Source organism: Burkholderia arboris, from assembly GCF_038723655.1.
Lineage (GTDB): Bacteria > Pseudomonadota > Gammaproteobacteria > Burkholderiales > Burkholderiaceae > Burkholderia > Burkholderia arboris.
On record NZ_CP109822.1, the window covers coordinates 1,652,290 to 1,667,449 of the forward strand.

12 protein-coding genes and 1 pseudogene are annotated in these 15,160 nt (G+C 67.7%); 9 read left to right on the forward strand and 4 right to left on the reverse strand.

What is annotated here, in order from left to right:
* Nucleotides 1–13: 13 nt before the first annotated feature.
* A complete protein-coding gene (gene alr / locus OHZ10_RS24770) occupies nt 14–1,135 on the reverse strand; it encodes an alanine racemase (protein WP_174991898.1) in 1,122 nt (373 codons plus the stop codon).
* 304 nt (nt 1,136–1,439) lie between these two features.
* Between alr and OHZ10_RS24775 the strand changes: the two genes are divergently transcribed.
* Nucleotides 1,440–1,811 (forward strand): MAPEG family protein, encoded by a 372-nt coding sequence (locus tag OHZ10_RS24775; RefSeq protein WP_059237096.1) that lies wholly within the window; start codon nt 1,440–1,442, stop codon nt 1,809–1,811.
* A gap of 129 nt (nt 1,812–1,940) precedes the next feature.
* Here OHZ10_RS24775 and OHZ10_RS24780 read toward each other — a convergent pair whose 3' ends face one another.
* Nucleotides 1,941–2,888: a LysR family transcriptional regulator gene (locus OHZ10_RS24780; RefSeq protein WP_059237095.1), complete on the reverse strand. Its 948-nt coding sequence runs from the start codon at nt 2,886–2,888 to the stop codon at nt 1,941–1,943.
* A 121-nt stretch (nt 2,889–3,009) separates the two neighbouring features.
* Between OHZ10_RS24780 and OHZ10_RS24785 the strand changes: the two genes are divergently transcribed.
* From OHZ10_RS24785 to glnP, 3 genes are all read left to right on the forward strand, one after another.
* On the forward strand, nt 3,010–6,552 hold the full coding sequence (locus tag OHZ10_RS24785) for an ABC transporter ATP-binding protein (RefSeq protein WP_342705957.1): 3,543 nt from the start codon (nt 3,010–3,012) through the stop codon (nt 6,550–6,552).
* A 488-nt stretch (nt 6,553–7,040) separates the two neighbouring features.
* Entirely contained in the window at nt 7,041–7,793 is a 753-nt protein-coding gene (glnH, locus tag OHZ10_RS24790; RefSeq protein WP_256086527.1) for a glutamine ABC transporter substrate-binding protein GlnH, read from the forward strand.
* 66 nt (nt 7,794–7,859) lie between these two features.
* The gene (glnP, locus tag OHZ10_RS24795) at nt 7,860–8,516 is read left to right on the forward strand and encodes a glutamine ABC transporter permease GlnP (RefSeq protein ID WP_059237092.1); all 657 of its coding nucleotides are present in this window, start codon (nt 7,860–7,862) and stop codon (nt 8,514–8,516) included.
* Between the two features lie 59 nt (nt 8,517–8,575).
* Here the strand turns inward: glnP and OHZ10_RS24800 are convergent.
* Nucleotides 8,576–8,698 (reverse strand): annotated as a pseudogene (locus OHZ10_RS24800) (RNA-guided endonuclease InsQ/TnpB family protein); the annotation flags it as partial.
* An 89-nt stretch (nt 8,699–8,787) separates the two neighbouring features.
* Between OHZ10_RS24800 and glnQ the strand changes: the two are divergent.
* The 5 genes from glnQ (at nt 8,788) to OHZ10_RS24825 (ending at nt 13,442) form a co-directional block, all read left to right on the forward strand.
* The gene (gene glnQ, locus OHZ10_RS24805) at nt 8,788–9,516 is read left to right on the forward strand and encodes a glutamine ABC transporter ATP-binding protein GlnQ (RefSeq protein WP_174991895.1); all 729 of its coding nucleotides are present in this window, start codon (nt 8,788–8,790) and stop codon (nt 9,514–9,516) included.
* A gap of 20 nt (nt 9,517–9,536) precedes the next feature.
* Nucleotides 9,537–10,586 carry a C45 family autoproteolytic acyltransferase/hydolase gene (locus tag OHZ10_RS24810; protein WP_174991894.1) on the forward strand — a complete coding sequence of 350 codons (1,050 nt, stop codon included), beginning with the start codon at nt 9,537–9,539 and terminating at the stop codon, nt 10,584–10,586.
* 15 nt (nt 10,587–10,601) lie between these two features.
* Nucleotides 10,602–11,936: an aspartate aminotransferase family protein gene (locus tag OHZ10_RS24815; RefSeq protein WP_059237090.1), complete on the forward strand. Its 1,335-nt coding sequence runs from the start codon at nt 10,602–10,604 to the stop codon at nt 11,934–11,936.
* A gap of 32 nt (nt 11,937–11,968) precedes the next feature.
* Nucleotides 11,969–12,523: a carboxymuconolactone decarboxylase family protein gene (locus tag OHZ10_RS24820; RefSeq protein ID WP_059237089.1), complete on the forward strand. Its 555-nt coding sequence runs from the start codon at nt 11,969–11,971 to the stop codon at nt 12,521–12,523.
* Nucleotides 12,524–12,683: 160 nt separating this feature from the next.
* Entirely contained in the window at nt 12,684–13,442 is a 759-nt protein-coding gene (locus OHZ10_RS24825) for an extensin (RefSeq protein ID WP_342705958.1), read from the forward strand.
* A gap of 87 nt (nt 13,443–13,529) precedes the next feature.
* Here the strand turns inward: OHZ10_RS24825 and ahpF are convergent, their stop codons facing one another.
* A complete protein-coding gene (gene ahpF, locus OHZ10_RS24830) occupies nt 13,530–15,128 on the reverse strand; it encodes an alkyl hydroperoxide reductase subunit F (protein ID WP_342705959.1) in 1,599 nt (532 codons plus the stop codon).
* Nucleotides 15,129–15,160 lie beyond the last annotated feature (32 nt).

A 15,160-nucleotide genomic window follows, 5' to 3' on the forward strand; every position in this document is an offset into this window, starting at 1 on the left:
GCGTCGACGTGGATCAGCGGCCGTAGCTCCCGGTCCGCCGCGCCGGCTCCACGGCCGACACGCCGGGCGGCACGATCACGACCGGCACGCGGGGCGCGAGCGCGCACATCAGCTCGTAGCCGATCGTGCCGCTGGCTTCCGCGACGTCGTCCACCTTCACCTGGTCACCCCACAGCTCGACGCTCGATCCGATGCCCGCGTTCGGGCACGGCGTCAGGTCGACGGTCAGCATGTCCATCGACACGCGGCCGATGACGCGTGTCATCACGCCGTCCACCGCGATCGGCGTACCGGTCGGCGCGTGGCGCGGATAGCCGTCCGCGTAGCCGCATGCGACCACGCCGATCCGCATCGGCTGGTCGGTCGTGAAGCGGCGGCCGTAGCCGACGGTTTCCGCCGGCGACAGCGTCTGCACGCCGATGAGCTTGCTCGTCAGCGTCATCGAGGCCATCAGCGGCGTGTCGGCGATATGCCGCGACGCGCCCGTCGGCGATGCGCCGTACAGGATCGTGCCGGGCCGCACCCAGTCGCGGTGCGCGCGCGGATGCCACAGCACGGCCGCCGAATTCGACACCGAGCGCTCGCCCGGAATCCCGGCCGTGGTCGCGTCGAACTGGTCGAGCTGCCAGTCGACCTCGCCTTCGTCGGCGTTCGCGAAATGCATCATCAGCGTGATCTTGCCGATCGACGGTGCGCTTGCCGCGCGTTCCCATGCGGCGCGGAACACGTCGGGCCGATAGCCGAGCCGGTTCATCCCGGAGTTCATCTTGAGCTGGATGTCGATCGGCTGCTGCGGCTTCGCGGCGATCAGCAGGTCGAGCTGTTCGTCGCAGTGCACGCTGACCGTCAGCCGATGGCGATCGGCCAGTTCGACGTCGGCCGGCTCGAAGATCCCTTCGAGCAGCAGCACGGGCTTGTCCCAGCCGAGTTCGCGCACGCGCACGGCTTCGTCGAGATCGAGCAGCGCGATGCCGTCGGCGGCCGCGAGGCCCGGGTAGATCCGTTCGATGCCGTGGCCGTACGCGTTGGCCTTGATCACGGCCCACACACGCGATTGCGCGGCGGTGCGGCGGATGAAATCGAGATTGTGGCGGACGGCTTCGGGGCGGATATGGGCGACGATGGGACGGGGCATGGCGATGGCTCGGGTCGGATGTCGTTCGGTGCGCGGCGGCGCGGATTGAAACGGCAGGCTGGCGCGCGATAGCGCGTCAAGCCAGTGTTGAGCGCTATCTTATTGGTGTTCGACCAGTTTTAATTAACGTATTTGTCGACGATTTGGTGGAAATTGGGGTGATCAAGCAGGCCGGTCGCGGCCGCCCGAGGCCCGCGTGGCCGAGTCCCCCGTCTAGAAAACCGGTGCGCGAACAGCGCGGCGCAATGCTAAGCTCTCGGCGATCTTGTCATTGATCAATGTAATCATAACGGAGGAGACTTAGATGACGACGTCCCAGCTGTGCCTGTTCATCGTGGCGCTGTTGCCGTTCCCGATGACGTTCCTGGCCAAGGCCCGCAAGGGCTACGACAACCGCGCGCCGCGCGATTACCTGGCGAAGCTCGAAGGCTGGCGCGCACGCGCGCAGGCCGCGCATCAGAATGCGTGGGAAGCGCTTGCGCTGTTCACGGCCGCGCTGGTGGTGGCGTGGCACAACGGCGCGAACGTGCATCGCGTCGACCAGCTTGCGATGGCGTTCGTCGCGATCCGCATCGTCTATGCGCTGATGTACCTGCTGAACTGGGCGTCGCTGCGTTCGCTCGTGTGGTTTGGCGGGATGGCGTGCGTCGTCGCGCTGTTCTTCGCCACGCCGTAAGCGGGCGTTCGGCGAAGGCGAGGGCCGGCTTCATATGCCGGCCCGTCACCCGTCACCCGTCACCCGTCACCCGTCACCCGTCACCCGTCACCCGTCACCCGTCACCCGTCACCCGTCACCCGTCACCCGTCAGGCGCCGCCCGCGCCGCGGGCGTGACTGTCGTTGGATGCGGGCGCAACCATCTTCGCGACGAACGGCGGTGCCTGCGCTTCGCTGCGCAGGAACGCGATCAACGGGTCGAGCAGCCGGTGCCGCGTCGACGGATGGCGGCGCAGCACGAAGCACCACGACGCATCGCGTGCGAGGCCCGGCACCAGCGGCACCAGACGCCCGCTGCGCAGTTCGGGCTCGATCAGCGGCACGCGGCCGAGCGCGATGCCCGCGCCGCCGACCGCCGCGCCGATCACCTGGCTGAAACTGCTGTAACGCACGATCTTCGTTTCGAAATCGCCGGGCAGGCCGAAGTCGGATGCCCAGTTGCGCCAGTCGATCTCCGGGCTGTCCTCGTGCATTTCCTGCAGGAGCCGCGAGCGGCACACGTGCCCAGATGCGTACGGAAACAGTTCGGGGCTGCAGACCGGAAACACGGTTTCCCGCATCAGCATGTCGTCGTCGGCCCGCAGCCGGTGCGCGGGCACGTGCACGATCGCCAGATCGACGCCGCTGCGTGCGAAATCCGGCTCGTCGTCGAGCACGACGGCATGCAGCGGCGTTTCGGGATGAAGTGAAGAGAATTCCGCAAGGCGCCGCGCGAGCCACATCGACGAAAACGGCGCGTTGGCGGAGACGGTCAACCGTTGTGCGGTGCCGCGAATCTCGGCGCAGGCATCGGTCAGGCGCGACAACGCATCGCTGACGGCCGGCAGCAGGCGTGCGCCGGCCGGCGTGAGCCCGATGCCGCCAAGCCCGGTGCTGCGTTCGAGCAGCCGCGCCCCCAGCGATTCCTCGAGCGAGCGGATCTGGTGGCTGACCGCGCTGGTCGACACGTTCAGCTCGGCCGCCGCGCGCGCGAACCCGCCGAGGCGGACGGCCGCCTCGAAAGCACGCAGTGCGCTAAGGGGGGGAAGATGCGACATGGCGGGTATTGTAGTTGACTCAACACCCGTTGAAAAATCATCTTTTGCCGCGCGCGGGTGGCGCGGGTAGCCTCGATCCGGTCAAGAAAACAACTCAACGAAACACCGACCGGAGGGCTTCATGTATTTCGACCGACGACTATGGGCAATGATGGCGGGACTGCGCTGGCGGGTAGCCGCGGCAGTCGCGCTCGGGCTCGTCGCGATGGGTGTCGGCATCCTGCGTTTCGTATTTCTCGGCCGCGTGCTGGCGCTGGTTTTTACCGGTGCGCCGGTACGCAGCATCGGCGCAGCCGTCGTTGCAACGGCGGCCTGCGTGCTGCTGCGCGCGTGGCTCGATCATCGCCGCACCGTGCTCGCGCAACACACGGCCGGACGCGTGCAGGCCACGCTGCGCGCACGGCTGTTCGACCGGATCGCCGCGCTCGGCCCCGCGTGGTTCAGCGGCGAACGCACGGGCGGTGTGATGCTGGCCGTCGTCGACGGCGTCGAGCAGCTGCAAACCTTCTTCGGCGTCTACCTGCCGCAGCTCGTGATCGCCGCGTGCGCGCCGGTCATGATCTTCGCGGTGCTCGCATGGTGGGACGTGCCGACGGCCGCGATCCTGCTGGTCGCGGCGCTCGTGACGCTCGCGCTGCCGCAACTCGTGCATCGTGCCGACAAGCGCGCGGCGCTCGCACGGTCGGCCGCGTTCAAGGCATTCGGCGAGGAGTTTCTCGACGCGGTGCAGGGCTTGCCGACGCTGAAGGCGTTCGGGCAGAGCACCGCGTTCGGCGCGAAGCTGGCCGCGAAGGCGCGCGCGCTGTCCGACAGCACGTTCTGGGTGCTCGCGCTCGGCCTGCTGACGCGGCTCTTCACCGATCTCGGCACGGGTCTCGGCGCGGCCGCGGCGATCGCGGTGGGTGCGTGGCGCGTGCGGCATGGCGACATGAGTCTCGAAGCATTGCTGATCGTGCTGATGGCCGGCAGCGAAATCTTCCGGCCGTTGCGCGACCTGCGCGCGGTGCTGCACCAGGGGATGATCGGCCAGTCTGCGGCGAATGCGATCCATGCGCTGCTCGACGCGGGTAGCCAGGCGCCGGCAGCCGACGCGCCGCGCGTGACGGGGCTGCGGCCGGAGATCGCGTTCGACGACGTCAGCTTCGCGTATCCGGGGCGCCGCGCGGATGCGCATGCGGCGTTGAGCTTCACGGTGCGCGAAGGCGAAACGGTCGCGATCGTCGGGCCGAGCGGCGCGGGCAAGTCGACCATCGTGCGGCTGTTGCTGCGCCAGCACGATGCGCAGGGCGGTGCGATCCGCATCGGCGGCCACGACGTGCGCGCGCTCGATGACGACCAGGTGCGCGACATGATCGCGGTTGTCGCGCAGGATGCGACGCTGTTCGACGGCAGCGTCGCCGACAACCTGCGGCTCGGCCGCCCCGACGCGAGCGATGCCGACATGATCGCGGCCGCGCGCGCCGCCAACGCGCACGATTTCATCTCGGCGCTGCCCGACGGCTACGCGACGCGCATCGGCGAACGCGGGCTCATGCTGTCGGGCGGCCAGCGCCAGCGTATTGCGATTGCCCGCGCGCTGTTGCGCGATGCGCCGATCCTGCTGCTCGACGAGGCGCTGTCGTCGGTCGATGCGGAAAACGAAGCGCTGATCCAGCAGGCGCTCGACCGGCTCACGCGCGGCCGCACGACGCTCGTGCTCGCGCACCGGTTGTCCAGCGTGATCGGCGCCGACCGCATCCTGGTGCTCGACCAGGGGCAGGTGGTCGATGAAGGCACGCACGCGGCGCTGATCGCGCGCGACGGTCCGTATCGCCGGCTGATGGGGCCGCAACTGGAGGCGGTCGCCGAATCCGTCGGCGCGACGGCGACGGCCGGGGGGGCGACCGCGCGCGCGTCGTCGGGCCCGCAGGTGCGGCCGCTGAACGACGACGCGGCGACGATCGGCTGGCCGGAAACGTTGCGGACGCTGCTGCGCTTCGTGCAGCCGTGGAAGGGCAAGGTGGCGCTGACCGTGCTGTTCGGGATCGGCCGCGTGCTCGCGTTCATCGGCGTCGGCGTGATCGGTGCGATGGTGGTCGGCGCGGTGTCGTCCGGCCGGGTGAGCCCGGCGCTCGTCACCGCGCTGCTCGTGATCGCGCCGGTGGCGGCCGTGCTGCACTGGCTCGAATCGTGGCTTGCGCACGACATGGCATACCGGCTGCTCGCGGAAATGCGCATCGCGCTGTTCGCGACGCTCGAACGCCTCGCGCCGGCCGGGCTGCTGCGCCGCCGCTCCGGCGATCTCGTGTCGCTCGCGACGCAGGACGTCGAAACCGTCGAATATTTCTATGCCCACACGCTGGCGCCGGCGTTCGTCGCGGTGCTCGTGCCGGCCGGCGTGCTGGTGTTGCTGGCCTCGGTCGCGTGGCCGCTCGCGCTCGTGCTGCTGCCGTTCCTGCTGTGGGCCGGGCTCGCGCCCGTGCTGGCCCGGCGCGATGTCGACCGGCTCGGCACCGGCGCGCGCGAAGCGCTCGGCCAGCTCGGTGCACACCTGACCGAAACGATCCAGGGGCTTGCAGAGCTGACCGCGTTCCAGGCGATCGCGCGCCGGCGGGCAGCGTTCTTGGCCGAGGTCGATGCGTACCGCCAGCAGCGCGCGAAGCTGCTCGACGACCTGTCGACGCAAAGCGCCGCGCTGGAAGTCGCGAGCGGGCTCGGCGGGCTGGCCGTCGCGGCGCTCGGTGCGCTGCTGTGCGCACGCGGCTGGTTCCCGCGCGAATCGTTGCCGCTGCTGGTGCTGGTTGCGGTGGCGGCGTTCATGCCGGTGGCCGAAATCGGCCAGGTCGCGCGCCAGCTTGCCGACACGATTGCGTCGACGCGCCGCTTGCGCGCGCTGGAGAAGGAGCCCGTGACCGTGACGGACGGCACGCACGCGATGCCCGGCAATCCGGCGGTGCGTTTCGAGTCCGCATCGTTCACGTATCCGGGCCGCAGCGTGCCCGCGATCGACCGCGTGAGCTTCGACGTGCCGCCCGGCAGCACGGTCGCGCTGGTCGGCGCATCAGGCGCCGGCAAGTCGACGGTCGCGAGCCTGCTGTTGCGCTTCTGGGATCCGCAGCAGGGCCGCGTGACGCTCGGCGGCGTCGACCTGCGCGACCTGCGGCTCGACGACTTGCGGCAGCACATTGCGCTGGTTGCGCAGGATACCTACCTGTTCAACGATACGCTCGAGGCGAACATCCGGCTCGCCGGGAACGACGCGTCCGACGCGGACGTGCAGCGCGCGATCGACCACGCGGCGCTCGGCGACTTCGTCGCACGGTTGCCGGACGGGCTCGCGACGCGCGTCGGCGAGCGCGGCGTGCAGCTGTCGGGCGGTCAGCGCCAGCGCGTGGCCATCGCGCGCGCGTTCCTGAAGGATGCGCCGGTGCTGATCCTCGACGAGGCGACGTCCCATCTGGACACGATCAGCGAACAGCAGATCCGCGCGGCGCTGGAAGACCTGATGACGCAGCGCACGTCGATCATCATCGCGCACCGGCTGTCGACCGTGCGCAATGCCGACCTGATCCTCGTGATCGAGCGCGGTGGCGTGATCGAAGCCGGAAGCCACGCGGACCTGATGGCGCGGCAGGGCGCGTATGCGCGGCTCGTGTCGCATCAGGCGAGTGGGGTGGCGGCGTGATCGACGCTGCACCGCCGCGTCGCCGGGCGACGCCGGCGAACCCCTTCCGCAACACGCGTTGAATCGGGCCGACGGTTGGCGGGACACGCGTTGTTGAACCGCTGACCGTCCGCGCGAACGAATGCGCGGGCGGCGCATGGCGCGTCGCCTTCGTTTGACAGCTGGCGCGCGCCGCCGTCCGCGACCCGCGCCAGCCACCACGATCCCTTCTGCACGCTCCCGCCTTGCGCGTACCCGCGAGTCGTGCGCCGGTCTGCATGCCTCGCCCGACCGTTCTCCCGTTTCCTCCGATCAATCCGCCCCACGCGGCTCGGGTTTGTCTCGATGCATTTACCCGTTGCGGACTTTTTTGTTGTCGTAGTATCGCCATTGACAACACTTGTTGCACTAAGGTCTAATTCGACATCGCATGTTGCGGTGCGGCTTGATGTCGTCGTTACCGCCGGCCGGCTGGCCGGTTACATCGCTCAATCATGCGGAGAGAAACCATGAGTCGCCGTTCCTTCCTGAAAGCCGTCGCGGTCGCCGTCGCGCTCGGCGCCAGCATCGCGCACGCGGACACCAAGACGCTCGTCGTCGGGACCGACACGTCGTTCATGCCGTTCGAGTTCAAGCAGGGCGACAAGTACGTCGGCTTCGATCTCGACCTGTGGGCCGAGATCGCGAAGGACCAGGGCTGGAAATACACGATCCAGCCGATGGATTTCGCGGGGCTGATCCCGGCGCTGCAGACGCAGAACATCGACGTCGCGCTGTCGGGGATGACGATCAAGGAGGAGCGCAAGAAGGCGATCGACTTCTCCGCGCCGTATTACGACAGCGGCCTTGCGGCGATGGTGCAGGCCGGCAACACGTCGATCAAGTCGATCGACGACCTGAACGGCAAGGTGATCGCCGCGAAGACGGGCACCGCGACGATCGACTGGATCAAGGCGCACCTGAAGCCGAAGGAGATCCGCCAGTTCCCGAACATCGACCAGGCGTATCTCGCGCTCGAGGCCGGCCGCGTCGACGCGGCAATGCACGACACGCCGAACGTGCTGTTCTTCGTGAACAACGAAGGCAAGGGCAAGGTGAAAGTCGCGGGCCAGCCGGTCAGCGGCGACAAGTACGGGATGGGTTTCCCGAAGGGCAGCCCGCTCGTGCCGAAGGTCAACGCGTCGCTCGTGAAGATCAAGGCCGACGGCCGCTACGCGCAGATCTACAAGAAGTGGTTCGGTGCCGAACCGCCGAAGATGTGAGCGTGACGCGGCAACAGCGCGCGGCCGGGCGGCCGCGCCGGTCTTGAATCGAACGGGGAGCGACAAGTGAATTTCGATTGGTCGGCGATCTGGGCGGCGTTGCCGGACCTGATGGACGGGGTCCGGTTGACGGTGTTCATCGCATTTTTCGGGCTGGCGGGCGGTTTCATCGTCGGGATGGTCGCGGGGATGTTCCGCGCATACGGACCGAAGGCGATGAACGTGCTCGTCCAGGTCTATATTGAACTGATCCGCGGCACGCCGATCGTCGTGCAGGTGATGTTCCTGTACTTCGCGCTGCCGTTGCTCGCGCATATCCGCATCGACGGCCTGACGGCCGCGATCATCGCGATCACGGTGAATTCCGGCGCGTATCTCGCGGAAGTGGTGCGCGGCGCGCTGCTGTCGATCCCGAAGGGGTTGACGGAAGCGGGGCTCGCGATGGGCTTGTCGATGCCGCGCGTGCTGCTGAAGGTGGTCGGGCCGCTCGCGTTCCGGCGGCTGATTCCGCCGCTCGGCAACCAGTGCATCGTGAGCCTCAAGGACACGTCGCTGTTCATCGTGATCGGCGTTGGCGAACTGACGCGCAAGGGGCAGGAAATCATCGCGGGCAATTTCCAGGCGGTCGAGATCTGGAGCGCCGTGGCGGTCATCTACCTGTTGCTGACCGGCGCCATGACGTTGACGCTGCGGCTCGTCGAGAAGAGGATGCGGATCCTTTGACGTCCCTGCTTCCCCGAGGCGGAGCAATTCCCACAACCGGCGATGCGCGTCCGCATGTTGTTCCACTTGAGCGCGTGCTTCTGCGTGTCGTTGCAGAAGTTCCAGACGTCGTTCACCGCGCGGCTCTGCTGGTTCAGGAGGCCGTTGAGCGACTTCACCCGGCAGCGATAGACAAGAATCATGCCGGTTATGCTGGTCCGTGGAAGAAGCTGTCTGTCGACAACGCTTCTTTCCGCTTTGCCAAAAATTTCAGCGTTGACTGGAGCATCTTATGAGCATGATCGAATTCCAGAACGTGTCGAAGAGCTTCGGCCACGTGCCGGTGCTGAAGCATATCGACCTGAAGATCGACGCGGGCGAGGTGGTCGTCGTGATCGGCCCGTCCGGGTCGGGCAAGTCGACGATGCTGCGCTGTATCAACGCGCTCGAGAAAATCACCGGCGGCGAGTTGCTCGTCGACGGCCAGAGCGTGCGCGGCAACGCGACGGCGATCCGCAACATCCGGCTCGAAGCCGGGATGGTGTTCCAGCAGTTCAACCTGTTTCCGCAAATGACCGCGCTCGAGAACGTGATGTTCGGGCCGATCCAGGTGCGTGGCGCATCGCGCGCCGACGCGCGCGACCAGGCGATGGCGCTGCTCGACAAGGTCGGCCTCGAATCGCGCGCGAATCACTATCCGTCGGAACTGTCGGGCGGCCAGCAGCAGCGCGTCGCGATCGCGCGTGCGCTCGCGATCCGGCCGCGGCTGATGCTGTTCGACGAGCCGACGTCGGCGCTCGATCCGGAATTGCGCCACGAAGTGCTGAAGGTGATGCAGGATCTCGCGACTGAAGGGATGACGATGATCGTCGTCACGCACGAGATCGGCTTTGCGAAGCGGGTCGGTACGCGGCTGCTGTTCATGGATCAGGGCGGCATCGCCGAGGACGGCCATCCCGTCGACCTGATCGACCGGCCGCCGACGCCGCGCCTGAAGGAATTCCTGAAACACGTGTCCTGAACCAAACCGAAATGGCCGACATGCCGCTTTCCCTTTCCCCCGTCATCGCCGGTGCGCCGTTCGACATCGGCGTGCGCCTCGGCGAACTCGCCCGCCCCGTATTCGACACGTACATGCAGCAGAGCAGCGCGTGGCAGGCCGTGCGCCGCTGGCGCGGCCATCCGTTCGTCGCTGCGCTGCGGCAGGCCGCGCTGGCCGCGTCCCCCGATCTCGTCGCGGAACTGGACGGGATCGCGGCGGGCATCGGCTGGCCGGCCGACGACATTTTCCTGTGGAACTGCCGTGGCGAGCTGATCCACCACGCGCCGGACGGCTGCACGACGCTCGCCGCGCGCGACGCCAACGGCACACGCTGGATCGCGCACAACGAGGACGGCGATCCGTTCCTGCGCGAGCGGTGCCTGCTCGTCGACGTGCAGCCGGCGGGCAAGCCGGGTTTCATCAGTTTCTATTACCCCGGTTCGCTGCCGGGCCATACGTTTGCCGCGAACCGGGCGGGTATCGCGCAAGCGATCAACAACCTGCGAATCCGTACGCCGGCGCCGGGCGTGCCGCGCATGATCCTCGCGCGTGCGGTGCTCGACGCGACGTCGCTCGATGCGGCGGCCGACGTATTGCGCGCGCATGCACGCGCAAGCGGCTTTCATCACACGCTCGGCGCGACCGGCGATGGCCGCTTGCTGAGCATCGAAGCGAGCGTTGCGCGCTGCTCGGTCGTCGACGTCGCACGGCTCGCGGGCCATGCGAACCATCTCGTGCATCCCGGTTGCGATGCGCAAGCACAGATCGTCACGCAATCGTCGGCCGACCGCCAGCGCCGCGTCGACGCGCTGACGCCCGGCATCGACACGATCGACGAAGCCGCGCTGCTGGGCGTGCTCGGCGATCGCGCGCCGGAAGGGCTGCCGATCTACCGCGACGACCCGGCCGACCCCGACGACGAGAACACGCTGGCCACCGCCGTGTTCGCGATCGGTGCGGCCGCGATCGATTTCACCATTCACCAACACGGCACGCAGCGTTTCGCGACGCGCATCGTGCCGTCCGGACGCGCGCACGACGCGTCCTGATCCATGAGGCAACGCATGACGACCGTTTTCCATCGCGCTCCGCGCGCCACCTTGCCCGTTGCCGTTGCAGGCGACGGCATCGAGATCATCGATTCCACCGGCAAACGCTATATCGACGCGTGCGGCGGCGCGGCCGTGTCGTGTCTCGGTCACAGCAATCAGCGCGTGATCGACGCGATCAAGCGTCAGGCGCAGCAACTGGCGTACGCGCATACGTCGTTCTTCACGACCGACGTGGCCGAGGAACTCGCCGACCGGCTCGTCGATGCCGCGCCGGCCGGCCTCGAACACGTGTACTTCGTGTCGGGCGGTTCGGAGGCGATCGAGGCCGCGCTGAAGCTCGCGCGCCAGTATTTCGTCGAGAAGGGCGAGCCGCAGCGCCGGCATTTCATCGCGCGGCGGCAGAGCTATCACGGCAATACGCTCGGCGCACTCGCGATCGGCGGCAACGCATGGCGGCGCGAGCCGTTCCTGCCGCTGCTGATCGAGGCGCACCACGTGAGCCCGTGCTATGCGTACCGCGACCGGCAATCGGGCGAAACCGACGAAGCGTACGCGCAGCGTCTGGCGGACGAGCTCGAACGGAAGATCGTCGAACTCGGCGCGGACAACGTTGCGGCATTCGTCGCGGAAACGGTGGTAGGCGCAACGGCCGGCGCGGTGCCGCCGGTGCGCACGTACCTGAAGCAGATTCGCGCGGTGTGTGACAAGTACGGCGTGCTGCTGATCCTCGACGAGATCATGTCGGGGATGGGGCGCACGGGCTACCTGTATGCGTGCGAAGAAGACGGTATCGCGCCCGACCTGCTGACGATCGCGAAAGGGCTTGGCGCGGGCTATCAGCCGATCGGTGCGACGCTCGTCAGCGACCGCATCTACCGGACGATCGTCGATGGCTCGGGCTTCTTCCAGCACGGCCATACTTACCTCGGCCATGCGACTGCGTGTGCGGCCGCGCTCGAAGTACAGCGCGTGATCGCCGAAGAGAAGCTGCTCGACAACGTGAAGGCGCGCGGCGAGCAACTGCGGGCGTCATTGCGCGAGCACTACGGCGCGCATCCGCATGTCGGCGACGTGCGCGGCCGCGGGCTGTTCGTCGGCGTCGAACTCGTGCGCGATCGCGACACCAAGGCGACGTTCGATCCCGCGCTGAAGCTGCATGCGGCGGTCAAGCGCGAAGCGATGCAGCGCGGGTTGATGGTGTATCCGATGGGTGGCACGATCGATGGCGTCCACGGCGATCACATCCTGGTGGCGCCGCCGTTCATCAGCACCGCGCAGCAGATCGATACGATCGTCGAGCGACTGTCGGGCGCGCTCGGCGCGGCGCTCGCGTCGGCCGGTGCATGAACTTTTTCGTCGAACCTGGTCCGGACCTTGCCATGACAAACAGATTGCCTCCGTTCGATCCCGCATCGGCCACCGATGAGCAGAAAGCCGTGCTGGCCGACATTCTCAGCGGCCCGCGCGGCAACCTGAACGGGCCGTTCCTCGGCTGGATCGCGAGCCCCGAGCTGGCGCAGCACGCGCAGAAGCTCGGCGCGTTCTGCCGCTATCGCACGGGCCTGCCGCTGCGGCTGTCGGAACTCGCAATTCTCGTGACGGCTGCACGCTGGCGCTCGCAGGCCGAGTGGCACATCCATCATCCGATCGCGCTCGACGCGGGCGTGCCGGCCGCGACGGCCGACGCGATCCGGCTTGGCGTCGCACCCGCATTCGAATCGGACGACGATGCGCTGATCCATGCGTTCGCGAGCGAGCTGTACGATACGCGGCGCGTCAGCGACGCGACGTTCTCACGTGCGCAAGCACGCTTCGGCCACGAAACCGTCGTGAATCTCGTTGCATTGCTCGGCTATTACGCGCTTGTCGCGATGACGCTCAACACGTTCGGCATGCGTGCGGACGGACAGACGGAATTGCCGTTTCCGGAGTAAAGGCGGCGCTTCGATCGGGCCGGAGCAGGGCGGCAATACGTCTGACGAACGTCACGCCGAGCGGCTCCCGGCACAATGCAACCAAATGTATTCATGCGGGATCGCCGGCCGATGGCCGCGTATGATGGCTTGTTCACGTCGACATGATCGGTGAGCAAGCATGACGAGTACCCGCAAGACCTTGATGATCGCCGGTGGGCTCCTGGTAGCCGCGGCCGGCACTGCCTACGTGATGCTCCTGCGCGCGGACCACCGTGCGATCGAAGACGCCGGTATCGGCGATTCGGCCGCGCCGGTTGCCGTGGCGCCCGCGAACAACGATCACGCGGTGCAGGGCACCATTGCGCCGCCGGCGCCCGCCGCCGCGGCGCCGCAGCAACAGGCTGCGGTTCCGCCCCCGTCACCCGCACCGGCGCCTGCGCCGGCCGCACCCGCGCGCGTCAGCGCCGCGCCGCCTTCTGCCCCGGCTGTACCGGTCGTCAGCGACAAAGCGCAGCCGGTGACGAAGCCGGGTGCGCCGCCGCCGAAGGTGAATGTCGTGACGGTCGATGCGCAGGATTCGACCCCGCCAGCGCCGCCGCCGGCCGCCCAGCAGGCACAGCCGGCCGCGCCGGCGCAGGTCACGCAACGTGCGCCGCGCAAGCGCGACGGCCTGGAACGTCACGCGACCGCTACGACGAAATCCGAAACGCCGGAGACGGCCGCGCTCGTCCGGGAATCGGCGAAGCTCGACCCGTCGTTGCCCGCGCCGCCGATGTCGTCGATGCCGGCAAGCGCCGGTTCGTACCGGCAGGGGAGTTCGTCGTCCGGCGCGAATCCGGTTGCCGCCGCGATGACCGAACAACTGGTCCGGGCGTCGAGCAACTTCAAGTCGACGACACCCGCGCCTGCGAACGGCGATCCGACCGCGACCAAGTAACCGCGATCGGTTTCGGAATAAAAAGGACCCCGCACGCCGACCAAAGCATGCGGGGCCAAGAGAGACAATCGGGTATGCCGACGGGCGTTATGCGGCGACCGCTTCCTCGGCTTGCGGCTGCGCAGCGGCGACCGGCGCCACGTCCTGGCGGATCAGGTGATCGAACGCGCCGAGCGATGCCTTCGCGCCTTCACCCACGGCGATCACGATCTGCTTGAACGGCACCGTCGTCACGTCGCCGGCGGCGAACACGCCCGGCACCGACGTCGCACCGCGCGCATCGACGACGATCTCGCCGTGCTTCGACAGTTCGACCGTCCCTTTCAGCCATTCGGTGTTCGGCACGAGGCCGATCTGCACGAACACGCCTTCGAGATCGATGCGCTGCGTGTCGCCCGAGCGCAGATCCTTGTAGACGAGCCCGTTCAGCTTGCTGCCGTCGCCGGTCAGTTCGGTCGTCTGCGCCTGCGTGACGATCGTCACGTTCGGCAGGCTGCGCAGCTTGCGCTGCAGCACTTCGTCCGCGCGCAGTTGCGCACCGTACTCGATCAGCGTGACCGCCTTCACGATGCCGGCGAGGTCGATCGCGGCCTCGACGCCCGAGTTGCCGCCGCCGACCACTGCCACACGCTTGCCCTTGAACAGCGGGCCGTCGCAGTGCGGGCAATACGCGACACCGCGGTTGCGGTACTCGCGCTCGCCCGGCACGTTGATCTCGCGCCAGCGCGCGCCGGTCGCGAGCACGATCGTCTTCGCCTTCAGCACCGCGCCGTTCGCGAGGTGGATCTGGTGCACGTCGCCCGGAATCAGCGCGTCGGCGCGCTGCACGTCCATGATGTCGACGTCGTACTGCTTCACGTGCTGCTCGAGTGCCGTTGCGAACTTCGGCCCTTCGGTTTCCTGCACCGACACGAAGTTCTCGATCGCCATCGTGTCGAGCACCTGGCCACCGAAACGCTCGGCGACGACGCCCGTCGCGATGCCCTTGCGGGCCGAGTAGATCGCGGCTGCCGCGCCTGCCGGGCCGCCGCCGACGATCAGCGTGTCGAACACCGGCTTGTTTTCGAGCGACTTCGCGGCGCGTTCGCCGGCGCCCGTATCGAGCTTCGCGAGGATTTCCTTCACGCTGCTGCGGCCCTGGCCGAACGAGGCGCCGTTCAGGAACATCGTCGGCACGGCCATGATCTGGCGCGACTCGACTTCATCCTGGAACAGCGCGCCATCGATCGCGACGTGACGGATGCGCGGGTTGATCAGCGACATCACGTTCAGCGCCTGCACGACTTCCGGGCAGTTCTGGCACGACAGCGAGAAAAACGTCTCGAACGCGTAGTCGCCGTCGAGCGCGCGGATCTGCTCGATGACATCGTCGTCGAGCTTGATCGGGTGGCCGCCCGTCTGCAGCAATGCGAGCACGAGCGACGTGAATTCATGGCCCATCGGGATGCCGGCGAAGCGGATGCCGGCCGGCTTGCCCGGCTCGCCGATCGAGAACGACGGCTTGCGCTCGGCGTCGTCGCGGCGTTCGGTCACGGTCACGCGATCCGTCAGCGACGCAATCTCGTTCAGCAGCGCCAGCAGTTCCTGCGATTTCGCGCCGTCGTCGAGCGAGGCGACGAGTTCGATCGGGCGCGTGATTTTTTCGAGGTACGCTTTGAGTTGGTTCTTGAGATTGGCGTCGAGCATGGCGTTTCGGATTCCGTATTGATTATGCTGGT